At 56.9% G+C, this 24,707-nt stretch carries 23 protein-coding genes and 2 tRNA genes; 14 read left to right on the top strand and 11 right to left on the bottom strand.

Going from position 1 to position 24,707, the window contains the following annotated elements:
* Positions 1 to 92 precede the first annotated feature (92 nt).
* On the top strand, positions 93 to 764 hold the full coding sequence (locus tag ACWJ62_RS04725; RefSeq protein WP_449285140.1) for a TIGR04211 family SH3 domain-containing protein: 672 nt from the start codon (positions 93 to 95) through the stop codon (positions 762 to 764).
* A 4-nt stretch (positions 765 to 768) separates the two neighbouring features.
* Entirely contained in the window at positions 769 to 1,059 is a 291-nt protein-coding gene (locus tag ACWJ62_RS04720; RefSeq protein ID WP_449285139.1) for a PilZ domain-containing protein, read from the top strand.
* 51 nt (positions 1,060 to 1,110) lie between these two features.
* Here ACWJ62_RS04720 and rraA read toward each other — a convergent pair whose 3' ends face one another.
* Together rraA and ppsA are read right to left on the bottom strand one after the other, a co-directional pair.
* Positions 1,111 to 1,590, bottom strand: coding sequence for a ribonuclease E activity regulator RraA (rraA, locus tag ACWJ62_RS04715; protein WP_008174943.1), 480 nt, complete (start codon positions 1,588 to 1,590; stop codon positions 1,111 to 1,113).
* Positions 1,591 to 1,620: 30 nt separating this feature from the next.
* The gene (gene ppsA / locus ACWJ62_RS04710; protein WP_449285355.1) at positions 1,621 to 3,957 is read right to left on the bottom strand and encodes a phosphoenolpyruvate synthase; all 2,337 of its coding nucleotides are present in this window, start codon (positions 3,955 to 3,957) and stop codon (positions 1,621 to 1,623) included.
* A 216-nt stretch (positions 3,958 to 4,173) separates the two neighbouring features.
* Between ppsA and ppsR the strand changes: the two genes are divergently transcribed.
* Positions 4,174 to 4,989, top strand: a complete 816-nt coding sequence (gene ppsR / locus ACWJ62_RS04705; protein ID WP_449285138.1) for a posphoenolpyruvate synthetase regulatory kinase/phosphorylase PpsR — start codon at positions 4,174 to 4,176, stop codon at positions 4,987 to 4,989.
* A 102-nt stretch (positions 4,990 to 5,091) separates the two neighbouring features.
* On the opposite strand, the gene ACWJ62_RS04700 is transcribed toward ppsR, so the two are convergent.
* Positions 5,092 to 8,016: an insulinase family protein gene (locus ACWJ62_RS04700; protein WP_449285137.1), complete on the bottom strand. Its 2,925-nt coding sequence runs from the start codon at positions 8,014 to 8,016 to the stop codon at positions 5,092 to 5,094.
* Positions 8,017 to 8,115: 99 nt separating this feature from the next.
* On the opposite strand from ACWJ62_RS04700, the gene ACWJ62_RS04695 reads away from it, so the two are divergent.
* The 3 genes from ACWJ62_RS04695 to ACWJ62_RS04685 all read left to right on the top strand — a co-directional run bounded on the left by ACWJ62_RS04695 (position 8,116) and on the right by ACWJ62_RS04685 (position 11,153).
* Positions 8,116 to 8,577: a hypothetical protein gene (locus ACWJ62_RS04695; protein WP_449285136.1), complete on the top strand. Its 462-nt coding sequence runs from the start codon at positions 8,116 to 8,118 to the stop codon at positions 8,575 to 8,577.
* A gap of 115 nt (positions 8,578 to 8,692) precedes the next feature.
* The gene (locus ACWJ62_RS04690; RefSeq protein ID WP_449285135.1) at positions 8,693 to 10,006 is read left to right on the top strand and encodes an MORN repeat-containing protein; all 1,314 of its coding nucleotides are present in this window, start codon (positions 8,693 to 8,695) and stop codon (positions 10,004 to 10,006) included.
* Positions 10,007 to 10,058: 52 nt separating this feature from the next.
* Positions 10,059 to 11,153, top strand: a complete 1,095-nt coding sequence (locus ACWJ62_RS04685; protein WP_449285134.1) for a response regulator — start codon at positions 10,059 to 10,061, stop codon at positions 11,151 to 11,153.
* Here ACWJ62_RS04685 and ACWJ62_RS04680 read toward each other — a convergent pair.
* Entirely contained in the window at positions 11,113 to 11,817 is a 705-nt protein-coding gene (locus tag ACWJ62_RS04680; protein WP_449285133.1) for a nucleotidyltransferase family protein, read from the bottom strand. The two genes, ACWJ62_RS04685 and ACWJ62_RS04680, sit on opposite strands and share 41 nt — an antisense overlap.
* Positions 11,818 to 11,890: 73 nt before the next feature.
* On the opposite strand from ACWJ62_RS04680, the gene ACWJ62_RS04675 reads away from it, so the two are divergent.
* A complete protein-coding gene (locus tag ACWJ62_RS04675; RefSeq protein ID WP_449285132.1) occupies positions 11,891 to 12,742 on the top strand; it encodes a 6-carboxytetrahydropterin synthase in 852 nt (283 codons plus the stop codon).
* A 113-nt stretch (positions 12,743 to 12,855) separates the two neighbouring features.
* Here ACWJ62_RS04675 and ACWJ62_RS04670 read toward each other — a convergent pair.
* The 3 genes from ACWJ62_RS04670 to gltX form a co-directional block, all read right to left on the bottom strand.
* Positions 12,856 to 12,931, bottom strand: a tRNA-Glu gene (locus tag ACWJ62_RS04670).
* A 7-nt stretch (positions 12,932 to 12,938) separates the two neighbouring features.
* A tRNA-Ala gene (locus ACWJ62_RS04665) sits at positions 12,939 to 13,014 on the bottom strand.
* Positions 13,015 to 13,127: 113 nt separating this feature from the next.
* Positions 13,128 to 14,612, bottom strand: a complete 1,485-nt coding sequence (gene gltX / locus ACWJ62_RS04660) for a glutamate--tRNA ligase (protein ID WP_449285131.1) — start codon at positions 14,610 to 14,612, stop codon at positions 13,128 to 13,130.
* A 187-nt stretch (positions 14,613 to 14,799) separates the two neighbouring features.
* Here gltX and ACWJ62_RS04655 point away from each other — a divergent pair, with 187 nt between their 5' ends.
* The gene (locus tag ACWJ62_RS04655; RefSeq protein ID WP_449285130.1) at positions 14,800 to 15,798 is read left to right on the top strand and encodes a zinc ABC transporter substrate-binding protein; all 999 of its coding nucleotides are present in this window, start codon (positions 14,800 to 14,802) and stop codon (positions 15,796 to 15,798) included.
* Here ACWJ62_RS04655 and ACWJ62_RS04650 read toward each other — a convergent pair.
* On the bottom strand, positions 15,775 to 16,689 hold the full coding sequence (locus ACWJ62_RS04650; RefSeq protein ID WP_449285129.1) for an AEC family transporter: 915 nt from the start codon (positions 16,687 to 16,689) through the stop codon (positions 15,775 to 15,777). The genes ACWJ62_RS04655 and ACWJ62_RS04650 overlap by 24 nt on opposite strands.
* 108 nt (positions 16,690 to 16,797) lie before the next feature.
* Between ACWJ62_RS04650 and ACWJ62_RS04645 the strand changes: the two genes are divergently transcribed.
* Entirely contained in the window at positions 16,798 to 17,229 is a 432-nt protein-coding gene (locus tag ACWJ62_RS04645; RefSeq protein ID WP_449285128.1) for a BLUF domain-containing protein, read from the top strand.
* A gap of 36 nt (positions 17,230 to 17,265) precedes the next feature.
* On the opposite strand, the gene ACWJ62_RS04640 is transcribed toward ACWJ62_RS04645, so the two are convergent.
* The gene (locus ACWJ62_RS04640; RefSeq protein WP_449285127.1) at positions 17,266 to 18,186 is read right to left on the bottom strand and encodes an ROK family protein; all 921 of its coding nucleotides are present in this window, start codon (positions 18,184 to 18,186) and stop codon (positions 17,266 to 17,268) included.
* Between the two features lie 203 nt (positions 18,187 to 18,389).
* Between ACWJ62_RS04640 and dusA the strand changes: the two genes are divergently transcribed.
* From dusA to ACWJ62_RS04615, 5 genes are all read left to right on the top strand, one after another.
* Positions 18,390 to 19,424 carry a tRNA dihydrouridine(20/20a) synthase DusA gene (dusA, locus tag ACWJ62_RS04635; RefSeq protein WP_449285126.1) on the top strand — a complete coding sequence of 345 codons (1,035 nt, stop codon included), beginning with the start codon at positions 18,390 to 18,392 and terminating at the stop codon, positions 19,422 to 19,424.
* Between the two features lie 127 nt (positions 19,425 to 19,551).
* A complete protein-coding gene (tal, locus tag ACWJ62_RS04630; RefSeq protein ID WP_449285125.1) occupies positions 19,552 to 20,517 on the top strand; it encodes a transaldolase in 966 nt (321 codons plus the stop codon).
* A 42-nt stretch (positions 20,518 to 20,559) separates the two neighbouring features.
* Entirely contained in the window at positions 20,560 to 21,009 is a 450-nt protein-coding gene (locus tag ACWJ62_RS04625) for a tellurite resistance TerB family protein (RefSeq protein WP_449285124.1), read from the top strand.
* A gap of 11 nt (positions 21,010 to 21,020) precedes the next feature.
* Positions 21,021 to 22,148, top strand: a complete 1,128-nt coding sequence (locus tag ACWJ62_RS04620; RefSeq protein ID WP_449285123.1) for a 3-deoxy-7-phosphoheptulonate synthase — start codon at positions 21,021 to 21,023, stop codon at positions 22,146 to 22,148.
* Positions 22,145 to 22,939 (top strand): glycerophosphodiester phosphodiesterase, encoded by a 795-nt coding sequence (locus ACWJ62_RS04615; protein ID WP_449285122.1) that lies wholly within the window; start codon positions 22,145 to 22,147, stop codon positions 22,937 to 22,939. Before ACWJ62_RS04620 ends, ACWJ62_RS04615 begins: the two co-directional genes overlap by 4 nt.
* Before the next feature lie 57 nt (positions 22,940 to 22,996).
* Here ACWJ62_RS04615 and sthA read toward each other — a convergent pair whose 3' ends face one another.
* Positions 22,997 to 24,388, bottom strand: coding sequence for a Si-specific NAD(P)(+) transhydrogenase (gene sthA, locus ACWJ62_RS04610; RefSeq protein ID WP_148609685.1), 1,392 nt, complete (start codon positions 24,386 to 24,388; stop codon positions 22,997 to 22,999).
* A gap of 58 nt (positions 24,389 to 24,446) precedes the next feature.
* Positions 24,447 to 24,695: a (Na+)-NQR maturation NqrM gene (gene nqrM, locus ACWJ62_RS04605; protein WP_449285121.1), complete on the bottom strand. Its 249-nt coding sequence runs from the start codon at positions 24,693 to 24,695 to the stop codon at positions 24,447 to 24,449.
* Between the last annotated feature and the right edge of the window lie 12 nt (positions 24,696 to 24,707).

Raw genomic sequence — 24,707 nt, 5'->3', positions numbered from 1 at the left:
GATGGCGCGCTTGCACGGCGGGGCATCTGTGACAAAATTGCGCTTTTAATCAGACTCAGATTTCAACCGCAGAATTTCAGGGAACGTAACCAGTGACGCTTTTTCGTCTCGCAATCAGTGTGTTATTCGCAGTGTCCTCCATTGCTGCTGCCCAGGCCAAGACTGTCTGGGTTGACGACCAGTTGTACCTACCGGTGAGGTCCGGCGCAGGTTCTCAGTTCCGGATCATCGAAAACGCGGTTCCCAGTGGCACGCCGCTGGAAGTCATTGAGGCCTCCGATTCCGGATACACCCTGGTTCGCACCCCCAAGGGCACCGAGGGCTGGGTTTCCAGCCAATACCTGAGCGAGACACCCATTGCCGCAGATCGCCTGCGCACGGCCAACCGTCAGCTGGAAGAAACGCGCGCTGAGCTCGCCCAGGTAAAAGAACAGTTGTCTAACGTCGTCAGTGAGCGCAACTCTCTGGAAACCTCCGAGGCCTCGCTTTCTGACCGTTCACAGGAGCTCCAGGAAGAGCTACAGCGGATCAAGAGTATCGCCGCCGATTCCATCAATCTGGAACGTCGCAACCGCGAGCTGCGGGAAGAGAACCAGAAGATTCGCAACGACCTTGAAGTGCTCACGGCTGAAAACGAGCGTCTGGAAGCCAGCAAGGAATACGATTTCATGTTGCTGGGCGCCGGCCTCGTTCTCGGAGGCGTTTTGCTGGCACTACTCATTCCGATGCTCAAACCGACAAGAAAAACCGACAACTGGGCCTGATGCCATGAAGGATTATTCGGAGAAACGCGATTTCCACCGTATGCAGGTGAATTCGGAGATCGAGATCAGCGACAGCCAGGGCAACCGCTTCAAAGGGATCTGCCGTGATCTGAGCGCGACCGGCATGCAACTCTACGTTGAGCAGGCCGTGAGCGTTGGCGAGGAACTTCACACGGTTCTTCACTCCAGCAGTGATCAATTCCCGCCGCTGGAGACTGTGTGCGAAGTCATTCGCTGCGAACCGGAGGGAGACGGATTCCTTCTGGGAACGAACATCAGCGAAGTCACTCGCTGAACGAAAAACGGCGGCCATTGGCCGCCGTTTTTGTCTCTTCCGGGAAAAGCCTCAAACCAGAGGCTTCTCAGAAACAATGATGCCGTTGTTATCGGCATAGACATAGTGTCCGGGGTGGAAGGTAACGCCGTGGAAGGTGACCGGAACATTCAGGTCCCCCAGGCCACGCTTCTCGCTCTTTCTGGGATGGGTACCAAGGGCCTGCACACCCAGGGCGGTGTTGCCAATCTCATCCACGTCGCGCACGCAACCATAGATGATCAGGCCGGCCCAGCCGTTGCTCGCAGCTTTCTCCGCAAGCATGTCGCCCAATAGCGCATGGCGCTTTGAAGCGCCACCATCCACGACCATTACACGACCGTTCCCAGGCTGGCCAACCTGCTCTTTCACCACGGAGTTATCTTCAAAACACTTCACGGTCACAATCTCACCGCCAAACGCCTTGTTGCCACCGTAGTTATTGAAGCCGGGTTCCACAACCAGCACTTCCGGAAATTCATCACACAGGTCCGGGGTAATTATCGTAGTCACGTTGTCGCTCTCCTTATCCTGGAAATAAACTCAGTCGATTTTTTCGTCGGCCAGGAAGAACCAGGTGTCCAGTACCGAATCCGGGTTCAGTGACACGGTATCAATGCCCTGATCCATCAGCCACTTGGCAAGGTCCGGATGATCCGATGGCCCCTGCCCGCAGATACCGATGTACTTGCCGGCCTTCTTGCACGCCTGGATGGCGTTGGAAAGCAGTGCCTTGACCGCATCGTTACGCTCATCGAAGAGGTGCGCGATGATGCCCGAATCCCGGTCCAGACCCAGGGTCAGCTGAGTCAGATCGTTGGAGCCGATGGAAAAGCCGTCAAAGTGCTCCAGGAACTGATCCGCCAGCAGCGCATTGGCCGGCAGCTCGCACATCATGATGACCCGCAGACCGTTGTCACCACGCTTGAGTCCGTTCTCCGCCAGGAGATTCACTACCTGTTCCGCCTCACCCACAGTGCGCACAAACGGGACCATGACTTCCACATTGGTCAGGCCCATTTCATTACGTACTTTTTTCAGGGCGCGACATTCCAGCTCGAAGCAGTCCCGGAAGGTATCGGAGATGTAGCGGGAGGCCCCCCGGAAACCGAGCATCGGATTCTCTTCGTCCGGCTCGTACAGGGTGCCGCCGATCAGGTTAGCGTATTCGTTGGATTTGAAATCCGACAGCCGCACGATCACTTTCTTGGGCGCGAACGCAGCCGCCAGGGTAGAGATGCCCTCCACCAGCTTGTCGACGTAGAAATCCACCGGCGAACTGTAGCCGGAGATGCGCTTTTCGACGGTCTGCTTGATATCACGGGGCAGCCCGTCAAAGTTCAGCAGTGCCTTGGGGTGGACACCGATCATCCGGTTAATGATGAACTCCAGCCGCGCCAGCCCCACGCCCTCGTTCGGCAGCGCCTGAAAATCGAAGGCGCGGTCCGGGTTGCCCACGTTCATCATGATCTTGAACGGGATGTTGGGCATGGAGTCGACGGTGTTCTCCCGTAGCTCGAAGTCCAGGGCACCCTCATAGATCATGCCGGTATCACCCTCGGCGCAAGACACGGTCACTTGCTGGCCGTCGGTGAGCAACTCGGTGGCATCGCCGCAACCAACCACGGCCGGAATGCCCAGCTCGCGGGCAATGATTGCAGCGTGGCAGGTACGGCCACCACGATCGGTAACAATGGCGGAAGCCCGTTTCATGACTGGCTCCCAGTCCGGATCGGTCATATCCGTTACCAGCACATCGCCGGCCTGAACACGGTCCATTTCCTTGATGCTGGTGATGATCTTCACCGGGCCGCTACCGATCTTATGGCCGATACTCCTGCCTTCGACCAGTACTTTACCGGTTTCATTCAGCAGGTACCGCTCCATGACATTAGCGGATGCGCGGCTTTTAACGGTTTCAGGGCGGGCCTGAACGATATAGATCTTGCCGTCATCACCATCCTTCGCCCATTCAATATCCATGGGGCGCTGGTAGTGCTTTTCGATAATCATGGCCTGGCGGGCCAGGTCTTCCACCTCCGCGTCTGTGATGCAGAATCGGTTACGGTCTTCCTGCTCAACCTTGACCGTTTCCACGAACTCGCCTTCACCGGGCTTGGTGTGATAGACCATCTTGATGGCCTTGCTGCCCAGATTGCGCCGCAGGACGGCTGGACGATTGGCTTCCAGAGTAGGCTTGTGTACGTAGAATTCATCAGGGTTTACAGCACCCTGAACGACGGTCTCACCCAGACCGTAAGAGGCCGTCACAAATACCACGTCCCGGAAACCGGACTCGGTATCCAGCGTGAACATCACGCCACTGGCCGCCGTTTCGCTACGCACCATCTTCTGGATGCCCGCTGAGAGAGCGACCATCTTGTGGTCAAAACCGTGGTGCACGCGGTAGGAAATAGCGCGGTCATTGAACAGCGACGCAAACACTTCCTTTACAGAGGTGCGTACCTGCTCGAGGCCCACGACGTTCAGGAAGGTTTCCTGCTGGCCAGCGAATGAGGCGTCCGGCAGATCTTCCGCCGTTGCGGAGGATCGAACAGCAACGGCCATATGCTCGTTACCATCCTGTAGCGCTGCAAAGGACTCTTTCAGCGCATTTTCCAGAACGTCCGGGAATGGCGTTTCAATAATCCACTGGCGAATCTTCGCCCCAACCCGGGCGAGTTCGTTGACATCGTTGATGTCCAGGGCATCCAGAGCCTCGTCGATCCGGCCCTTCAGGCCGTCGGTAGCCAGAAATTCACGATAGGCGTGCGCTGTGGTGGCGAAGCCACCCGGAACGGTAACACCTGCGTTGGCGAGATTACTGATCATTTCGCCGAGTGAGGCGTTCTTCCCGCCTACCCGATCGACATCGGACATTCCCAGGTGATCAAACCAGATAATGTAATCTTCCAAAGCATGTCTCCCTTGAGTCTGTAAAGCTAAGAGCAAAATCGGGCCAGCGGTATCAAGCAGTAAAAGCAGACAATATCCACTGCGGAGTCTCGAACTTGGCGTGTATGATACTGTAACCTGCGGAAATTACCTAGGCCACCAGGCCAGGAATAAAGGAACCAAGGAACCGGACGATACAGCATGAAACGCACTGCTTTTTTCATTTCTGATGGCACCGGCCTGACAGCCGAAGCACTGGGGCACAGTCTTCTGGCCCAGTTCGAAAAGATCGAATTTGAACGGGTCACCGTTCCCTATATTGCGGATGAAGAAAAAGCCCGGGAAATGGTCACACGAATCAACAAGGCGGCCGAGACAGACGGCGCACGGCCGCTGGTGTTCGATACCATTGTAAACAGTGATATCCGGGAAATCATCGCCACCGCCGAGGGTTTCATGGTGGACATCTTCGGTACCTTTCTCAGCCCCCTGGAGCAGGAACTTCAGTCCTCCTCTTCTTATACCGTCGGTAAATCCCATGCCATCAACAATGAAGGCAGCTATGAACGCCGGATCAATGCCGTCAATTTCGCGCTGGATAATGACGATGGCGCACGCACCCGGCATTACGATGAAGCAGACCTGATCCTCGTTGGGGCCTCTCGAAGCGGGAAAACCCCCACCTGTCTCTATCTGGCACTGCAATATGGCGTGAAGGCGGCGAACTATCCGATTACCGAAGAAGACCTGGCAGACCAGCAGATCCCGAAAGCCCTGAAACCTTACAAAGAGAAAATTTTCGGGCTGACTATCGAGCCGGAGCGGCTGGCAACCATCCGCAACGAACGCAAACCAAACTCTCGTTACTCATCCATCAAGCAGTGCATGTACGAGATTGAGGAAATCGAGTTGATGTATCGGCGTGAGCGGATTCCGTACCTGAATACCACGGCCTATTCGGTTGAGGAGATCTCCACCCGAATCATGGTGACAACCGGTCTGAAGCGGCAACGCTAGAGGCAGAGAAGGCTAGAGGGCGTCATCGGGGCAAAATAAGAAATGACTCACGCTAAAAAGAGGCCAGATGAGCATTTCATCTGGCCTCTTTTTATATCGGTTTTACAGTTCCTGAATGGTCAGACCAAGCTCCTCGGCCCTGGCCCGGTTTTCCGGGCTGGTTACCACGGCCGTACTGGCTTTCTCCGGCACCAGCCAGGTTCTCGCCACACGCTTCAGATCATCCAGTGTGACCGACAGCACACGCTCCCGGAACCTCGCCCGCTGTTCCGGGCTGCGGCCAAACAACTTGTTGTGGAAGGCATGACGAGCCGCACCCGCCGGGGAACGGGGCCTGTCGAGTTGACCAATTACACCAAGAATCGACTCTTCGAGCTCCTGATAGTCGTGGTCATTGTCCTGAAGCCACGCAAGGGCCGCGTCGAAATCGTCCAGCGTTTCCTCCAGGCGCGGATCACGGTAGGAGAAGAACCGGAACGTGCCGTTCACGCTGTCCTGCCCGGCGCCGCCGCCGTAGGCTCCACCCTTCTCCCGAATGGCGCGGTGCAGGTAACCATTACGCAAGAAACCACCCAACACCGTCAGTGCCGCCGCATCGGGATGATCGACAGCGACAGTGCTGTAGGCCCTGGAACAGAAGTTGACCTGAGTGGAGGTCAGCCACGCCTCACGGGTTGTGTAATTGACCGGTTCCATTTTCCAGCCTGCAATCCCCGCTTCCGAGGCATCACGCCAGCAGGATTTCAGATCATCAACCATCGCCGGGAGCTGATCCTCTTCTCCAATCACCAGGAACTCCCGCCCCTGTTTGCCGATCTTCTCGTGCAATGCAGAAAGCTTGTCACAGAGCGCCGTCAATTCCTCTGGATCTTTCAGGGCCTGATCCAGCTGCTTGGTGCCGCGAATACCGGCGAGACCACCCAGCCGGAAAGAAAGCCAGGCGCCTGGGCTCATACCCTGTGAAGCCGCGCCCATGGCCAGGGCATGGCCACTGCCGGTTACGGCCTGCTCGCGACGGGCCCGGATCTGCGCAATGATCTCCCGGATTCGCTCTTTCTCATCAAAGCGGGCATTGGTGTAGACATCCCGTAGAAGACGGGTCAATTCACTGCGGTTACGGGCCAGTGCCTTGCCGCTGAAGATGATGTGTCCTGACAACGCCTGAACATCATCAATACGGCCTTTGGCGCTGAACGCTGCGCCGATACCACCAGACTCCGCAGAGATACGGTCCTGCATCTGCAGGTAGTCCAGATCACCGCAGCCCACTTCGGAAATCAGGGTGGTGTAGTAAGGCACAAGCAGCAGCTCCTCTTCGGTCAGAGCCGGCACCGGGACAACTATCTGCTCGTAAACCAGACCATTGGTACCACGTGCATAAACGGTCGCTGAAATGTCGCCGTCATAACGCCCGTCCGGCTCAGGCATCTGCAGAGGCACATCAGATAAATCCACCTTTGGCAGAATGGAGTCATCGTCCTTGTGCATCTGGCGCTCTTCCAGCGCCCTTGCCCGGTCAACAATCATCCGGACCTCGTCATCGGTCAGCTCGGCCTTGCGACGGGCCAGCGCGTCACGGATGGCTTCCTGCCGGCGAGATTCGAGCTTTTCATCCGGCCGCAGGGTCAAGGTGACCCGATGCGGGTTCTCAAGAAGCTTACGGCGGATCAGATCCGGCACGTACTGCGGGTCCCGGATTTTTTCCCGGAGCGTTGCCAGGACAGGCTCCAGATCGAGCAATTCAACAGGATCACCGCCGTGCACCATGGGTGCGATGGCGCTCATGATCAGCTGCAGGCCATATGGGAACTGGTCACCAGCAATTTCCCGCTGGTGCAGTTCGAGCTGATGCAGGATGGCCTCCAGACGTTCCTGGCTGACGCCGTCCTCCATCACCTTGAGCAGCGTGGACTCAAGCAGTGCTTCCAGATCCTTGTGTTTGTCCGGCTCACTACCTTCGATGCCGCAAACAAAGGTCATTTCACGGTTAGAGTCTTCCAGACCACACATGGGCGAAGGTGCATGCCCAAGGTCCGTGGTTTCCAGGGCTCGCATCAGTGGTGAAGCACTGTTTTCCAGCAGTACCGCAGAGAGCAGCTGGCCCTCCAGGTTCTCCTGCAAATCAAAGCTGTGGCCGAGCAACCAGCCAACAACGATGTGGGTCTTGTTGTCGGTATCCTCGCCTTCGTTGACCGCATAGCCCTGCTCTACCCTGACCGGAGCGAACATGCGCTTCTCGTCGCGAACCGGAAGATCGATGTCCAGCCGGTCGAACCGTTTCAGCGCCAGCTCTTCGAATTTCTCATGATGCTCATGAGCCGGGATATCGCCGTAGGTAGCAAATATCGCGTTGCTGGGGTGATAGTGGTGGCGGTAGAACTGCAGCAGGTCATCGTAGCTCAGGTCCACAATGTGATCGGGCTCGCCGCCACTGTTGTAGTGATAGGTAGTGGTCGGGAACAGGTGACTGCTGAGGTTCTGCCACAGCTGGGAAGTAGGCGAACTCATGGCGCCTTTCATCTCATTATATACAACACCCCGGTATACCAGATCCGTGGACGGGTCTTCCGGCTTATCGAACTCAAGGCGGTGACCTTCCTGCGCAAAATCCAGCGGATCGAGCTTGGAGAAAAACACACAATCCAGGTAAACCGACAGCAGATTGTCGAAATCCTTCCGGTTCATGCTCGCAAAGGGATAGGCCGTCCAGTCGCTGCTGGTGAAGGCGTTCATGAACGTGTTCAGTGACCGCCGAATCATCATGAAGAACGGGTCGCGAACCGGGAAACGCTCGCTGCCACACAATGCCGTGTGTTCCAGAATATGAGCCACCCCGGTGGAATCCATCGGGAAGGTACGCAGGGCCACGAAAAACACATTCTCGTCGTTGTCGGCTGCCAGATGCAGATGGCGGGCGCCAGTCTTCTTGTGGCGATACTCCTCGACCTCGAGGTTGAGTGTATCGATCCGGTGACTGCGAAGTTTCTCAAAGGCCGGATGGGTTGCGTTGTCGATCACTGCAGCCATTCAAACTATCCTGTCTTTAAACAATTGGAGAATTGTAGGGTAACACGTAGTATCGCTTATCATGCATCACTCCAGAAGCTATAGGGTACCGCGCCGTACATGACAACACCTGCACCCCAACCTAAGGCCGTTGAGGCCCCGGAAGTAGCCGCCTACTGGGCAGAACGTCGGCGCTACCTTGAGCGGATCCGGAAAGTACCGGAAGTCAGACAGCGCTTCTGGCGGGAAGTTGCGCTTTATCTGCTCCGCCGATTGCTCTGGTCATTCGGGTTCTTCCCGATATTCATCGCCTTCTGGGTGCCACTGGTGATGGCCAGCTTCAACCCCGTTGCGATGGCATCGGATCTGATTCCGGTGTTGCAGAATTTCGTCAACTCGAACCCGGAGGTACAGGCAACGACCATCAGCACCCTGGCCATCGCCTGGGCCTCCATCGGATTTTTCTTTCTCGTCTTCGATTTCGTGCTAACCCCTTTCAAATCGCCTTATCAATACGAAGCCGACGTGTACATGAGATCATGGGAGCAACTCAACCATGACCAGCTTCCGGATAAAGTGTGATTTGGCCTGCATTCTCGGTAACTCCCCGTCACTTTCTGTTACATAGCGTTGCACTCACTGGGTAAGATGAACCGGTAGACAGAATTCCAAGAATGCAGGATCAAGAGGTTCCGTCATGGTCGATTTCAGACCGCTTCTGTTCGTAAATGCCCTGGCACTCATGCTGCTCGTGACCGCCGGGTTCGCCTCGGTTCGGGAAGACCTCCAGATGGCAGAAGCCTTCGAACCACCCTCTACAGATCAAGTTGTTGCCTCTATTACTACCGAGCCCGAGCCGGCCCCTGAACCTGCTCCGGAGGCATCCGCCAGAACCGAACAGGCTGCCCGGGATTCGCGCCCACCCGTGGTGGAGGCCACTCCGTTTACCGTTCCATCCATGCCGGAAAACCCGGAGGTTCTGGCGGTGGCTGAACCGCCATCGGTAATGGCGACCGGAACAGACATCGCCCCGGCAAATCCGCAAAAACCGGAAAAACAACAGCAAACGCAGCCACCGACGCAGGCGCTGCTGGTGCTACGCTCAAACGTTGTCGGCGATCAGGTCACCATCAACGGCAAGGAATATGGCGCGACCCGCCTGGATCTTGAGCTGGATCCGGGCCGCTACGAGGTCACTATCACCAAGCCGGGCTTCAAACCCTGGAACCGCTCCATTGCCCTGGAAGCCGGCAATGAGAGGACCCTGGTGGGCGAACTGGAAGCTTTGACCACGGTGAATTTCCGGGACGGGATCTGGGTCGGCGGCGTGAAGACCGGCGATGGCACCTACCAGGACAAAGAAGGACTGCGCTACGAGGGCCATTTCGTGGACGGCGAATTCCACGGCCAGGGCACCGCCTGGTATCCCGACGGCGGCCGCTACGAGGGAGGCTGGTCTGCAGGCAACCGCGAGGGCGAGGGTGAATGGCGCAGTGCCGACGGCTCGCGCTACTCCGGCGAATTCCGGGACAACCAGTTCAACGGCAAAGGCACGCTTACACTGGCAAACGGCGACATACTGACCGGCCACTGGAAGGACGGACAGCTTAATGGCCACGGTTCCCTGACCACCGCGGATGGCATGCTCTACGTCGGCGGGTTCCGGAACGACGAATTTCATGGCACCGGCACGCTGACCTACCCCGACGGTCGACATTATGAAGGCGAATTTTCCAACGGCGCCTTCCACGGCACGGGGGCCGAGGTCTTCGCCAGCGGCAAGAAATACGAGGGCGAATACATTGAAGGAAAGTTCCACGGCAAGGGCTTGCTCAAAAACCCCAACGGCAGCTCGATCGAAGCCACATTCCGTCATGGCGAGCCTTACGGACAGGTACGACTGACCACAGCGGCAGGGGAGATTTTCACTGCCCGAACCACTGAACCCGGTGTCTGTTATCGGGACAAGAGCTACCGGGCCACAGAGTGCCCGAAACTGGAAGGCTGGTAATCATAACGGCCCGATAACAAACGCGTTTGCAGTAAACGATTGAGGTAGTGACATGGCGATCAAAAACGCTCTGCTGGTAGACGACTCCAAGGTGGCCCGATTTGCCCTGAGCAAACTGCTGGAAAGTCGCGATATGGAAGTCAATATGGCTGGCTCGGCCGAGGAGGCCCTGGATTTCCTGAACAGCCAGGGGCGTCCGGATGTCATCTTCATGGACCATCTGATGCCGGGCATGAACGGCGTGGAGGCTACCAAAGCCATCAAGGGCAATCCGGAGACCGCCGGCATCCCCATCATCATGTGTACATCCAAAAAGTCGTCATCCTTCATGGAGGAGGCCAGGAACTTCGGTGTTTACAACATCCTGACCAAACCACCGCAAACCGAGGGTCTCAAAGACGTTCTGGACCAGCTGGCCAGTGATGTCACAGGTGGAACCTTACCGGAGCCACCGGTCCAATCTGAGCCCTCTGCCGCGGAGGAGGACGAACTGCTGAACGTACCTGCGGATGCATCAGTGGAACTGTCGCCCAAGGCTGGCGATTCAGCAAGCCGGAGCAACCCGCAAGCCAATGTGGTGCCCTTGACCAGCGAGCTGATTGAGCAGATCGCCCGTTCCGCGGTCAAAACCCACATCAACAACCGCCTTCACGAACTACTCAGTTCCCTCTTTGACGAGCAGTTCGATCACCTGAAGCGGGCTCTGGATGAATCCCGCAGCAAACAGGACGCGGTGATCGAGGAACGCCTGAACGCCGTCACCGAGATGGTCGACGAGCGGACCAAAAATCTGCGTGACGAAGTTGCCGCAGAGGTCAACCTGAACCTTGGCAGCGAACTTGCCGTGCTCAGGAAGGAGCTGACAAAGAATTCCGGCTTCACGAGCGAGCATATGGCCGAGCTGAAAGATCACATCACGAGTGTGCAGACGATTGATACCGAGTTCTGGCAAACCCTGCAGTCCGAGGCTATTCAGCAAGCCCACGAGATCTCGAGGGAAACCGCCGAAGATATAGCCCAGCGCACAATCGACCTTTTCGTTTCGCAGCAGCGCTCGGCATCTTCCCGGGTCTACACCATTGGACTTGCCATAAGTCTCGGCATTTTCAGCGTCGGGATTGCCTGGCTGTCTGGCCTGTTCGGTTGAGCAGCGCCCTGATCCTCTGCCAGTCTGCCGGGGTGTCCACATCATCGTGGATCCCCGGAATATCTACCCGGGTTGCCCGCACCTCTGCCAGCAATCGCCCGGCGCCCTTATCCCCCTCCAGATCCAAAACCAGCGGCCAGAGCCATCTGGGCAAATAGGCGGGCACACCCGGCCGGCCACCATAATCTGCGGCAATGGGCTGGTCCGGTACACACCGTGCCGCCTTGCCAAAGGCCTTCAGGGCGTTCAGATCCAGTAACGGCTGGTCCGCCACCAGAACAAACACGCCTTTTACGGCTGGACCCAGGCTGCGAAGACCCGCTGACAGCGACGCCGACATGCCCTCCTGCCAATCCGGCGCCCGCAACCAGGAAGAAGGTTGTCGCCGACAACGAAAGCGTATGAGGGGGTACCAGGCGCCACACACCACCCGAACGTCCGGACTGAGAGTCCGGGCCTGGGAAATGGCGGCGTCCAACAGCGTACGATTCCGGGAGTCCGCATCCGCCCCATCACCAGAAGCCAGCGGCAGGAGGGTTTTCGGCCGACCAAGGCGGCTCGAGGCACCGGCAGCCAGTACCAGTGCCGGAAATTGCTGATCGAAGTGCGAGTCGAGGTTTAAAATGATAAGTCCGATAGCAAAAAGAAATGAAGCAGTGGCCAACCGCCAGACTGCTGTATTCGGTGATTTTTGCTAGAATTCGGCCATCAATCAACCATACCCGCCTGGAAATTTGATGAACCATCTGTTTGTAGACAACCTGACCGTTATCGATTTTGCCTACCTGGACCCCACCCGTGGGCTGGTGGGTGAAAGCTGGATCGCGGATGTGGTGCTTGGCGGGGAGCTGGACGAACAGGGCATGGTGTTCGACTTCAGCAACGTGAAACGCACCATCAAGAGGGTGATCGATGAGCGTGTCGACCATCGCCTGGTGATTCCCCGTGGCTATCAGGGGCTCTCCTGGGCCGAGGAGCAACCGGACACCTTCACCTGGGCACTCACAGACGGCAGCCAGATTGTTCACCGATCGCCCGACGAGGCCATTGTCTGGTTGTCCGCTGACCGGGTTGTGCCCTCGGCCGTGGCATCCCTGCTGGAACGGGAGATCAAGGCTGTGCTTCCGGCCAACGTGATTTCCGTAGAGATCAATCTCCGGGAGGAGGAAATCGACGGCGCCTACTACCACTACGTGCACGGACTGAAGAAGCATCTTGGCAACTGCCAGCGCATTGCCCATGGCCACCGCTCACCGATTCGTATCGACCGGAACGGTCACCGTGATTATGACCTGGAGCGTCGCTGGGCAAAACTCTGGCGGGATATTTACGTGGGCTCCGAGGAAGACGTGATCCGGCGCCACGTGGGCGAGGACGGCGTTCGATACGTCACCTTCGAATACGAGGCCAATCAGGGAGAGTTTGCACTGACCCTGCCAGAAGAGCGCGTATACATGCTGGATACCGACACCACGGTGGAGCTGATTGCCGCCCACATTGCCGATAAGCTCAAGGTGGAGTTTGCGACAGACACCATCCGGGTGAAGGCTTATGAAGGTGTTGGCAAGGGGGCCATTGCTGAGCGATGAGAGAAAACGGGGTCAGATGAACTTTTCATCTGACCCGACATTCAGGCACAAAAAAACCGCCCGAAGGCGGTTTTTTTGATGGCTTTCCGGTGGACTAAACCGTCAAGCCGTATTGGCGTCCCCTAGGGGGTTCGAACCCCTGTTGCCGCCGTGAAAGGGCGGAGTCCTAGGCCACTAGACGAAGGGGACTAGAAATTGGTGGAGCCAGGCGGGATCGAACCGCCGACCTCAACACTGCCAGTGTTGCGCTCTCCCAGCTGAGCTATGGCCCCTCAACGGCTGCGTATATTAAGGATCCGCCCTATGGCCGTCAACCTCTGAAACACACTTTTTTTCAGTTTTCTGAACATCCCTGTTCAAGCCGTTTATTAATTCACCAAAGCGGTCAATGAATACCCAGAGCGCCGTATTCTTTTTCCACCTTCTTGGTTTCCTTCTTGGAGAAACCGCCCATCACTTCCAGCGCATGCCGAAGCCTTGAACGGGTCATGTCCGGGCCCAGCAGTGCCATGGAGTCCATCACGGACCAGGAATTCGGCGTGCCGGCAATCGCCACAAAGATGGAGAACATGAAGTCACCCATCTTCAGGTCCATGGCTTTGGCCAAAGCCTTGATGTCCGCGAAGATAGTCTCCTTGCTCCAATGACGCTGAGCTTCAAGCTTCCAGAGCGTAAACTGCAGAACCCGCTTGATCTGTGCTTCTTCCAACTTGTTGTGAGCAAAGTCTTCCGGCTTCTGGTTGAGCATACCGGAGAACATGAACTGGGCCATGGGTGCCACATCCGAAAACACCTCTGCCCTGCCCTTGATGTGTGGCACCAGAGCACGCAGGGCATCCTCGTTGAACCACCACTGTCGCATGCGTTCCATGAACTGCTCTTCGGTGAGCTCTTCACGCAGCCACTGGCCGTTCAGCCAGCGAAGCTTCTCCACGTCAAACACCGGGCCACCAAGGGACACACGCTGGATATCGAAGTTCTCGATCATTTCATCCAGGGTGAACTTTTCCCGCTCGTCCGGCATGGACCAGCCCATGCGCCCGAGGTAGTTGGTGACGGCCTCGGGCAGAAAGCCCATGCGCTCATAGAAATTGATGCTGGTCGGGTTCTTGCGCTTGGACAGCTTGCTCTTGTCCGGGTTGCGAAGCAGCGGAAGGTGACACAGCACCGGCATATCCCAGCCAAAATACTGATACAGCAGCTTGTGCTTGGGCGCCGAGTTGATCCACTCCTCACCACGCAGAACGTGGGTGATTTCCATCAGGTGATCATCAACCACGTTCGCCAGGTGATAGGTGGGCATGCCATCGGACTTCAGCAGAATCTGGCAGTCCACCTGAGCCCAGTCGATCTCAATGGTGCCCCGAAGCATGTCGTCGATCTCGCAGACTCCCTCATCGGGCACTTTCATACGAATCACATATGGCTCGCCTGCGTCGAGGCGGCGCTTCACTTCGTCCTCGGGCAACTCCAGATTGCCCTTGATGCCCGGATTCATACCCTGGGCCTTCCGCTCTTCCCGAATGGCTTCCAGCTCTTCCGGTGTGCGGAAGCAATAAAACGCGTGCCCGGCCGTGACCAGGTCCTCGGCATACTGGCGGTAGGAGTGCTTGCGCTCGGACTGGCGATAGGGGCCGTGACGGCCACCTACATCGGGACCCTCATCCCAGTTCAGACCGAGCCAGCGCAAAGCCTTGAGAATGTCCTGCTCGGATTCTGCGGTACTGCGGGCCTGGTCGGTGTCTTCGATACGCAGGATGAACTGGCCGCCGTGCTGGCGGGCAAAGCACAGGTTAAACAGGGCCACGTAGGCGGTACCAACGTGAGGGTCTCCAGTGGGTGACGGAGCAATTCGGGTACGTACAGTCATGAAACCTTCCTGAAAAATCGGTGGCCGTTTGATAAAGCGGGCATTATACCGGCCAACGGCAGGTTTCGCATGATCAGGAAGTTAACGAACACACCAGAAATTGCACGTAGAAAGTTTCTTTTGCCGCCCTCGGCCTAATTTGTTACATTATAACATTACACATTGACATCGCAGGATCTCATTTATCATGCGCGTTACCGGAAAAGCACTTACTCTGGCATTCGGCGCCGGCACCCTTTTGTTTCACAGCGCTCTGCAGGCCGAGACCCGTATTGTTACTTCCATCAAACCGGTTGAACTGATCGTCAGTGCGATCGCCACGGAAGACATGCAGACGACGAGCCTCGTACCGCCCGGCTCCAGCCCCCACAACTACACCATGAAACCTTCCCAACGACGGGCACTGGAAAACGCCGACGTCATATTCTGGGTCGGGCCCGATATGGAAACCTTCCTCTATCGACTACTTTTGGGCGAGGAATTCAGCAGTCGAACGGTCGCCCTCATGGATGCCGGGCACGAATCCGGAGAACCCTCGCACGATGAGCCTGCGCATGGTGAACAGACAGAAGACCATCATGAGCATGCTCATGGAGAGGAGGCCATGGAAGAGGAAAGCCACGAAGAAGTACACGGACACGGCCATGATCATGGTGACGGCGAAGACCCGCACATCTGGCTGGATCCCGAGTTGGCTATCGAAATGGCCGAAGAGATCCGCGACGCCCTCTCGGCATTGCAGGGCGTTGATGCTGCCGTATTAAACAAGAACTTCGAGCAGTTCAAAGCCGGCGTTCGAGCAACGGATGCCAATATTCGGCAACGTCTCACACCGGTTGAGGACATCAGTCTGTTCGCCTACCACAACGCCTTTACGCGGTTTGCTGAACACTACGATCTGAAACTCGAGGGCGTTCTGACACTGAACCCGGAGCTGTCGCCGGGGGCACGGCATATCGCGGAAGTGCAGGAAAAACTGCGCAACGCCAACCGCCCATGCCTGCTTACCGAACCGCAGTTCAACCGGCAGTGGTGGCGCTCGATCACGGAGAACCTGGACGTTACCTTCAGCACATGGGACCCTCTGGCCACGGACATTGAAGCAACGCCGGAGGGTTACAACAACTTCCAGCAAAGTATTGTCGACGCGGTACTCGAATGCCTACCAGAGAATACTGAGCATTAACGGTATGGTGACGATGGCCAGCAAGGTCTGGCCACTGATGATGCCCGCCATCAGGGGGGCATCGCCACCAAGCTGGCGAGCCAGAATGTAAGCAGAGGTGGCCGTGGGAAGCGCCGCCAACAGCACCGCCACCTGCACCATCATTCCCTCAAGCCCCAGCAACAACGCCAGCCCCGCAGTCATCATCGGAAATCCGACCAGCTTCAGTGCGGACGAAACAATAAACGGCAGTGAGGCGCCTCTGAGGGCCTTGAGCTGAAGCCCGGCACCAACTGTCATCAGCCCCATCGGTAACGCCAGATTACTGAGAGGCTCGAGAATTCCGCCGATCAACGGATGAAACCCGATCTCGAAGAAACTCCAGACCACGCCAATCACCGAGCCTACAATCAGAGGATTGGTCACAATCGCCTTGAACACCGGCACCAACCTTACCGGCCCTTCCGTGGCCACCAGCGAAAACATCAGTATGCAGAGCAGATTCAGCAACGGCACCATGATGGCAACCGCAATCGCCGTGAGGGACAGACCCTGATCGCCGAGCAGCATGCCGCCAGCCGCCAGACCCACATAGGAATTGAACCGGATAGCTCCCTGGTAAACCGAAGAGAAAACCGGACCAGACCAGCGCCAGAACCACTGGGCAATCGCCAGGACCAGCGTCATCGCCATCAGCATGGAGCCGATCAGCAAAGCAATATCGCCATAGGCGGAGGCTGGCAATCGAGCCTGCCCCAGTTTGAAAACCAGCATGGCCGGAAACAGCACGTAGTAGGTAAACCGCTCCGCCTGTGGCCAGAAATCGCCGCCCGGGAAGTCAATGCGGCGAAACACATGCCCCAGCATGATCAGGACAAATACCGGCAGCAGGGCCTGTATCATCAGCGGCATACGTTCAGACTCCGGGTAAAGTTGATAGGTCCGGCTTTACGGGACTACAGTTAGAGAAGCACAAAAGCATAGCAGAAGGAGTGCCATTGCTTCAGGGAGGTTTGTTCTATGGACGCGCCAAAGCCGAAGCTTTGCAGACTTATTTATTTCAGCAGCGTTTCTCCACATCTGGAGGAGTCCGATGTGGAAAATATCCTTGCGGAATCCGTCAAAAGAAACGAACAATGCGGTATCACCGGCCTACTGGCCTATGACCAATTCAATTTTATGCAAGTTTTGGAGGGTGAAGAGGATGCTGTCAACAAGCTCTATCTCGACATCGCAGCTGACGCCCGCCATTATGATGTTCGGCTCATTCAGTACGAGCAAATAGAGAAGCGCCAGTTTGAAGATTGGGCAATGGCGCTTGCGAAACTTCCCGAGGTTCCCGGCAATTACATCAACAAACTCTATGGGGGATTCAAGCCGCAGCTGTTCACCACCCGCGACGCTCTTATCTACTTCAATTATCTCCGCAACTATTTAAAACGCGCGGCCTGATGCCCTGCATGCTGTCCGCAGGTTTGCTCCAGTTAATTAGTTCGGCACAGTAACTCCCAACCAAGCCGCCCCCCGAACCCCACTGGAATCCCCGTGAATCGCCCGCCTGATCGGGGTCTTGCATTCACCGCCAAACACGTAATCAGATAGGCGACCCGGGAGTTCTTCGTAGATTTGCTCGGCATTACTCATTCCGCCACCCAGCACAATGATATCGGGGTCCAGCACGTTAATAACAGCGGCCAGGCCACGAGTCAGGTGCTCGAGGTAACGGTTCATTGTCTCGCGGGCCCTGGGGTCGCCTTCGCGGGCCTGCTCAACGATTCGGCGCGCTGAATGTTTCTGGCCAGTCATCAGCCGGTGGGTGAGAGATAGTCCGGTTCCGGAGAGGAAGGTTTCATTGCAGCCATTGCGACCGCAGAAGCATGGGCGCTGTTCCAGTTCTTCCTGCGATATCCAGGCCAGAGGGTTGTGACCCCATTCACCGGCCACGCCATTAGGGCCTTCGAGTATCTGGCCGTTGATACTGACGCCAGCGCCACAGCCTGTCCCCAATATGGCTGCAAATACCGTGTTGTGATTCGTTCCCGCGCCGTCTGTCGCCTCGGACAATGCAAGGCAGTTGGCATCATTGGTGAGCGTTACCGGCCGCTGTAGCAGTTCCCGAAGATGCTGCTGCATAGGTTGGCCGTTGAGCCAGGTGGAGTTGCTGTTCTTAATGCGCCCCGTAACCCTGGACACACTGCCGGGTATGGCAATCCCAACGGGCAAGCAGCCCTCGCCAGCTTCTGTTTCGGCCTGAAGCACGAGTGCCCTGATAGTTTCCAGGGTAGCCTGGTAATCACCGGCGGGTGTCGTTAAGCGCGTCCGGAAGTGCTCTGTGCTTTGCCGGTCCATGAGGATCACTTCGGTTTTGGTGCCCCCCAGGTCAACGCCTACAAGCCAGTTAGTGTTCATCCAGCCCTCTGTTCAGAGAATTTGACTAAACATACGGCTTTGTCGGCTCCAAGGAAACTCCGCCACAGACAAGTAGCGTTGCGCAAGGTAACGCATTTCGCCAAAGCCCTACGGAAATCGGAGGCCGATGCCTGTTAAACTACCAGCCACTTTTCGCTGTAACGATTTACGCAACACGTTTTTGGTTGATAACAGGTACCGTAATGTCTGGAACACCATCTCAGGACACCATGCTGCACAACTCCGGCCCTTCACGCCGCTTCTGCGTGGCCCCGATGATGGACTGGACCACCAGTCACTACCGTTATCTGGCGCGCCAGCTTAGCCGGCATACCCTGCTCTACACCGAGATGGTCACTACGGGCGCGCTGATTCACGGAGATACTGCACGCTTTCTGCGCCACGATGAGGCCGAGTACCCTCTGGCCCTTCAACTTGGTGGCAGCGATGCCGGCGAACTTGCCCACTGCGCCAGGCTGGCCCAGCAATATGGCTTCGATGAGGTTAATCTGAACGTCGGTTGCCCCAGCGACCGTGTTCAGAACAACATGATCGGTGCCTGCCTGATGGGCCATCCGGACAAGGTGGCAGAGGGCGTGCGAGCCATGATTGAAGCAACCGATCTGCCGGTAACGGTAAAACACCGCATCGGTATTGATGGGCGGGAGTCCTGGGAGGATCTCTGCGAATTCGTGGAAAAAGTTTCAGAAGCTGGTTGCCGGACATTTATCGTGCACGCCCGGATCGCGATTCTTGAAGGCCTGAGCCCCAAGGAGAACCGGGAAGTCCCTCCGCTTAAATACGACTGGGTCTACCGGCTGAAAGCGAAATACCCGCATCTCGAAATCATCATCAACGGCGGCATCAAGACCTTCGATGAGTGCCACGAACATCTCCGGCATACCGACGGCGTGATGCTGGGTCGGGAGGCGTACCACAATCCCTGGCTGCTGGCGGGGGTTGATCCGGAGTTTTTCGGGCAGGCGGCACCGGTGGAAACCCGACATCAGGCACTTCGTGCCATGCTTCCCTTTATCCGGAGCGAACTTGAGCGCGGCGTATTCCTGACCCACATGTCCAGGCACCTTCTCGGCCTGTTCCATGGCCAACCTGGCGGTCGGCAGTTCCGTCGTTATATCAGCGAGAACGCCCATAAATCCGGTGCTGGCCTGGAAGTGATCGAAACAGCTCTGGAAAAGGTACATGAACCGGCGGCGCCGGAGATTGCCGAAGCTTAATCGCAGGCAATTGCTACCATACCTTTTGTTGTCTTGTTCCTGTCAGAGCGGCCCGTTATTGTAGGCATATAGCCAGAGCCCGGGATTCGGGCGCACCAATAACAGATCAACCGGGACGACAGGACGAATGACCAGCAAGCTCGACCAACTGAAGACCATGACCACGGTAGTGGCAGATACCGGCGATATCGAAGCCATTGCGAAGTGGCGGCCGGAAGATGCCACCACCAATCCATCCCTGCTGCTCAAAGCTGCCGCTTCCGACGCTTACCGGCCGATGCTGGACAAGGCTGTGGCAGAAGCCAGGCGGCATGGCGGCTCAGACGCCGAGCAGCTGACCATGGCCACTGATATGCTGGCCGTACTCGCCGGGCGAGAAATCCTGAACCTGATTCCTGGTGTGGTTTCGACAGAGGTGGATGCCCGGTTGTCCTTTGATACCGCAGGTACGCTCGAGCGCGCCCGCCGCCTGGTTGAGCTGTATGACAAACAGGGCATCGACACCAGTCGCGTACTGATCAAGATCGCGTCGACCTGGGAAGGAATCCGGGCCGCCGAACAACTGGAGAAGGAAGGCATTCATTGCAACCTGACGTTGCTGTTTTCTTTCATTCAGGCCGCTGCCTGTGCCCAGGCCGGGGCGTTCCTGATCTCGCCCTTTGTTGGTCGAATTCTGGACTGGCACCTGGCCAGCACTGGCCGGGACAGCTACCCGGCTTCAGAGGACCCGGGGGTGCTTTCAGTCTCTCGCATCTACAATTACTACAAGGCCAACGGCTTTAAAACGGTGGTGATGGGTGCCAGTTTCCGAAACACCGGCGAAATTGAAATGTTGGCTGGCTGTGACCGTTTGACCATCAGTCCCGCCCTGTTGCAGGAGTTGCAGGATGACCATGGCGATTTGCCCAGGCAACTGGTCGCTGAAACGGCCAGCTCACCGGATCGGTTTGGCACCATCGACGAGAAACTGTTCCGCTGGGAATCCAACGAGGACGCCATGGCGACCGAGAAGCTGGCCGATGGCATTCGCCGGTTCACAGCCGACCAGATCGAACTGGAAAACCGGGTCCGGCAGCTGGCCAAGGCCGCCTGACGCAAAGCTTCAAACCAAACATAGAAGTGGGACTGTCCGATCATGATCGAGAGCCTGAAAAAACTGTTTGCGGCACCGGAAGCTGAGAGCGAGAAACCCGATAACCATCAGCTCGCTGTGGCTGCCACGGCATTGATGGTTCAGCTTTCCCGTGTCGACCAGGATGAAGACGAGCGCGAACTTCAGGCCATCGTTGATGGCGCAGTGAAGGCACACCAGGTAACCCGGGCTGAAGCCGAGGAAATTCTGGAAGACGCCCTCGGCCACGCAGACGATGCCACTTCGCTCTATGAATTTACCGGCCAGATCAACGAGTACCTGGACCAGGAAGGCAAACAGGCCCTGCTTGAGAGTATCTGGCGCGTGGCCTTTGCGGATGGTCGCATCGACAAGTACGAAGAACACCTTATTCGCCGCATGGCAGACCTGCTGCACCTCAATCACCGGGAGTTCATGCAGGCGCGGCACCGGGCGCAGGAAGCCGGTTCTTAAAAGGAGACTGTATGCTAGCCATTCTTCATCCGAACACCGCTCTGGACAGCGAAGAATATCGACAGACCATGCACTACCTCGAGAATCTTCCGAACGTTTCGGTGCGGGTTCACGAGGTTCAGGGCGCCACCCAAAGGCTGACCGAAATCTATCTTCTCGGGGACACCAAACCCCTGAACAAGGAAGAAATCGAAGCCCTGCCTGCGGTCGAGCGGGCCATACGCATTTCGGACGACTACCGTATTCTCGGCCGCCACCGGGACGACCGACGGCAAAGCGGCTTCACCTACAACGGTGTCGAGTTCAGTCAATCCAATCTGAACATCTTTGCCGGCCTGTGCGCGGTTGACGTGCCCGAGCACGTCGACATGATGATGCAGGCCCTGGAAGACAATGGTGAAGTCTGCACACGAATGGGCGCCTATAAGCCGCGCACCAACCCCTATTCATTCCAGGGCCACGGCAAGGGTTGCCTCCCCTGGGTGTTTGAAAAAGCGGGCAAACACGGCATTAAGGTGATCGCCATGGAGATCACTCATGAGAGTCACATTGAGGAAATCGATAACTGCCTCGAAAAGCTCGGCCGTCCCACCGGCGTAATGCTTCAGGTGGGCACCCGCAATACCCAGAACTTCGAGCTGCTCAAGGCCATTGGCCGCCAGAGCACCTATCCGGTGCTGCTCAAGCGCGGGTTCGGGATTACTCTGAATGAATCCCTCAACGCCGCCGAATATCTGGCCAGCGAAGGCAACGCCAATGTCATTTTCTGCCTGAGGGGCATGAAAACCGAGGCCGGCCAACCCCATCGGAACATGGTGGATTTCGCCCATGTACCGGCGGTTAAGCGCCTCACCCGTATGCCGGTCTGTGTGGATCCTTCCCATTCGGTTGGTAGCCGCGAGCAGTCTCCGGACGGCATTCTTGATGTCATGCACGCGACCGCCCAGGGCGTCGTCGCCGGCGCCAACATGGTGCTGGTGGATTTCCACCCGAAGCCGGAAAAAGCCCTGGTGGACGGCCCCCAGGCCCTGCTGATGGACGAACTGCCGGCGTACCTCGAAGACATACGCCTTTGCCATGACACCTGGAAGAAGCGCCAGGCCATTTACCAACGCTTGAAGGATGATGTAGCGGAATGATTGTCTACGGACACAGAGGCGCGAAGGGAGAGGCCCCGGAAAACACCCTTCCGGGATTCATGCATGCCTACCGGCATGGTATCCGGCATTTTGAACTGGATCTGGTGCTGTCCAAAGACGGCAAGCCGGTACTGGTGCATGATCTTTCGGTAGACCGCACCACCAGCCAGAAAGGCAGCATCAGCCAGTACACCGCTGCCGAACTGGCGGCTATGGACGCCCGGCGCAACACCAGCTCTTGGCCCACTCCCACCGGCATTCCGACACTCGAAGACCTGCTGGATCAGTTCGACGACATCGAGCATTTGCAGCTGGAAGTCAAAAAAGACAGTCGCCAGCGGCTCAATATCCTGTGTAACCGGCTGACCGAGGTCATTCAGCGCCGGAACCTCTATCAGACTGCGGCAATCACCTCTTCAGACATCTGGTTTCTGAAGCAGATACGGCGGCGCAACAGGAACATCCGCCTTGGCCTGGTAGCCGAACGAAAATTCCCACGGCCTCTCAGTATGGCAAGCCGTTTGGGCTGCGAGTATCTCTGCATAAACTGGAAGTTGTGTTCAAAAGCGCTGGTGGAACAGGGGCATCGACGTGGCATGCACGTGTCCACGTGGACTGTGAACCGCATTCACGACATGCTGCAGCTGGAAGAGATGGGGGTGGACAGCATCATTACTGACTACCCCACAAGTACCCGTATCTTTTTCGACAACAGGGCGAGGTCCGCCCTGTCCTTGCCCCAGAGCCGAGAATCAACCTCTCTCAACAGTGAAGCAGTGTCTACTAGCTGAAATCGCGGGCTTGGGGTCAGATGAAAACATTCATCTGACCCCGTTTTCGTAGATGGCTCAGAAGATCCGGTTCAGGCCGTTCAGTGCCGCGACCCGGTATGCCTCAGCCATGGTCGGATAGTTGAACGTGGTGTTGATGAAGTAGTTCAGAGAGTTAGCCTCCCCTTCCTGATTCATGATCGCCTGGCCGATGTGGACGATTTCTGCTGCCTGGTCACCGAAACAGTGGATGCCCAGAATCTGGCGGGTCTCCCGGTGGAACAGGATTTTCAGCATACCTACTGCCTCTCCAGTGATCTGTGCGCGTGCCAGATCCTTGAAGAAGGCCTGCCCAACCTCATAGGGCACCTTGGCTTCTGTCAGTTCGCGCTCGGTTTTGCCAACGGAACTGATTTCCGGAATGGTGTAGATACCGGTCGGCACGTCGGACACAAAGCGGAAGTATGCATCGTCCACAATGTCCGAAGATGCAGAACGGCCCTGGTCATAAGCGGCGCTTGCCAAACTCGGCCAGCCGATCACATCGCCCGCCGCATAGATGTTTTCCACCTCGGTGCGGTAGTGCTCGTCAACGGCCAGTTGCCCACGGCCATTGGGTTCCAGACCGATATTTTCGAGGCCAAGCTTCTCGGTGTTCCCACTGCGACCATTGCACCACAGGAATGCATCCGCACGGATTTTCTTGCCCGACTGTAGCGACAGCACCACACCGTGGTCATCACCCACAACCGACTCGTACTGCTCGTTGTGGCGAACCAGAACGCCGTTATTCCGTAGGTGATAGCTGAGAGCGTCGGAGATCTCGTCATCAAGGAACGACAACAGCCGGCTACCCGGGTTGATCAGGTCGACTTTTACACCCAGGCCCGCAAAGATCGAAGCATACTCTGAACCTATGACGCCAGCGCCATAAATAATCAGTGTGCGGGGCGTGTGAGACAGGTTCAGAATGGTGTCGGAGTTATAGATCCTGTGATGGCGGAAATCCACATCGGGCGGCAGATAGGGTCTGGAGCCGGTGGCGATGATTGCCTGCTTGAAGTGCAGAGTCTCGGAGGACTTGCTGCCACGGACTTCAATACGGTTCTGGTCGACGAAAAAGGCTCGACCGTTGATCAGATCAACCCGATTGCGGGAGTAGAACTGAGTCCGGAGCTTGACCTGCTTGCCAATGACCTTTTGGGCATTCTGAAGCACTCGAGGAAAAGAGAACCAGCGGGGTTCACCGATATCCCGGAACATCTGGTTGGTGTTGAAGGTGATGATCTGTTTGACGGAGTGACGCAGCGCCTTGGACGGTATGGTGCCCCAGTGTGTGCAGTTCCCGCCAACGGTAGGCTTGTCCTCGATGATCGCGACACGTTTGCCGTGTTTCGTCGCATTCATCGCCGCGCCTTCGCCGGACGGACCGGCGCCGATAACGACGACGTCGTAATGATGTTCTGCCATGCGCGCAGTGACTCCTTATCTACGTCGTGAAAAGATGGTTCTGGTTGTCAGAAACAGATCAGTGCTTGCTGGTCTGGCTGGCGTCGTAAGCCAGAGCCTCGGGCTCTTTACCTTCACTGGCCAACCGTTCGTTTTCTTCTTCGCACTTCTGGGTATTACCACCGCAGATATCACAGGACTGGCTGATTCCGAGCGCGCCAATCCCACCGCAGGTTCCACTGATGGGCTTACGCCCCAGAATTACGCCGATGGACATGGCTGCAACCAGCAGCACCACAATAAACAAAACCAAAAGAAAGGTACCCATTTTGCCCTCCCC

The organism is Marinobacter sp. PE14, from assembly GCF_053566155.1.
This window is presented reverse-complemented; position numbering and strand designations above follow the sequence as displayed.

Excerpts from the sequence above, each read along its gene's own strand:
- ACWJ62_RS04720 (WP_449285139.1), top strand. The coding sequence starts at position 769 with ATGAAGGATTATTCGGAGAAACGCGATTTCCACCGTATGCAGGTGAAT.
- ppsA (WP_449285355.1), bottom strand. The coding sequence starts at position 3,957 with ATGTCCGATGTCGATCGGGTAGGCGGGAAGAACGCCTCACTCGGCGAA.
- ppsR (WP_449285138.1), top strand. The coding sequence starts at position 4,174 with ATGAAACGCACTGCTTTTTTCATTTCTGATGGCACCGGCCTGACAGCC.
- ACWJ62_RS04700 (WP_449285137.1), bottom strand. The coding sequence starts at position 8,016 with ATGGCTGCAGTGATCGACAACGCAACCCATCCGGCCTTTGAGAAACTT.
- ACWJ62_RS04695 (WP_449285136.1), top strand. The coding sequence starts at position 8,116 with ATGACAACACCTGCACCCCAACCTAAGGCCGTTGAGGCCCCGGAAGTA.
- ACWJ62_RS04690 (WP_449285135.1), top strand. The coding sequence starts at position 8,693 with ATGGTCGATTTCAGACCGCTTCTGTTCGTAAATGCCCTGGCACTCATG.
- ACWJ62_RS04685 (WP_449285134.1), top strand. The coding sequence starts at position 10,059 with ATGGCGATCAAAAACGCTCTGCTGGTAGACGACTCCAAGGTGGCCCGA.
- ACWJ62_RS04675 (WP_449285132.1), top strand. The coding sequence starts at position 11,891 with ATGAACCATCTGTTTGTAGACAACCTGACCGTTATCGATTTTGCCTAC.
- gltX (WP_449285131.1), bottom strand. The coding sequence starts at position 14,612 with ATGACTGTACGTACCCGAATTGCTCCGTCACCCACTGGAGACCCTCAC.
- ACWJ62_RS04655 (WP_449285130.1), top strand. The coding sequence starts at position 14,800 with ATGCGCGTTACCGGAAAAGCACTTACTCTGGCATTCGGCGCCGGCACC.
- ACWJ62_RS04650 (WP_449285129.1), bottom strand. The coding sequence starts at position 16,689 with ATGCCGCTGATGATACAGGCCCTGCTGCCGGTATTTGTCCTGATCATG.
- ACWJ62_RS04645 (WP_449285128.1), top strand. The coding sequence starts at position 16,798 with ATGGACGCGCCAAAGCCGAAGCTTTGCAGACTTATTTATTTCAGCAGC.
- ACWJ62_RS04640 (WP_449285127.1), bottom strand. The coding sequence starts at position 18,186 with ATGAACACTAACTGGCTTGTAGGCGTTGACCTGGGGGGCACCAAAACC.
- dusA (WP_449285126.1), top strand. The coding sequence starts at position 18,390 with ATGTCTGGAACACCATCTCAGGACACCATGCTGCACAACTCCGGCCCT.
- tal (WP_449285125.1), top strand. The coding sequence starts at position 19,552 with ATGACCAGCAAGCTCGACCAACTGAAGACCATGACCACGGTAGTGGCA.
- ACWJ62_RS04625 (WP_449285124.1), top strand. The coding sequence starts at position 20,560 with ATGATCGAGAGCCTGAAAAAACTGTTTGCGGCACCGGAAGCTGAGAGC.
- ACWJ62_RS04620 (WP_449285123.1), top strand. The coding sequence starts at position 21,021 with ATGCTAGCCATTCTTCATCCGAACACCGCTCTGGACAGCGAAGAATAT.
- ACWJ62_RS04615 (WP_449285122.1), top strand. The coding sequence starts at position 22,145 with ATGATTGTCTACGGACACAGAGGCGCGAAGGGAGAGGCCCCGGAAAAC.
- sthA (WP_148609685.1), bottom strand. The coding sequence starts at position 24,388 with ATGGCAGAACATCATTACGACGTCGTCGTTATCGGCGCCGGTCCGTCC.
- nqrM (WP_449285121.1), bottom strand. The coding sequence starts at position 24,695 with ATGGGTACCTTTCTTTTGGTTTTGTTTATTGTGGTGCTGCTGGTTGCA.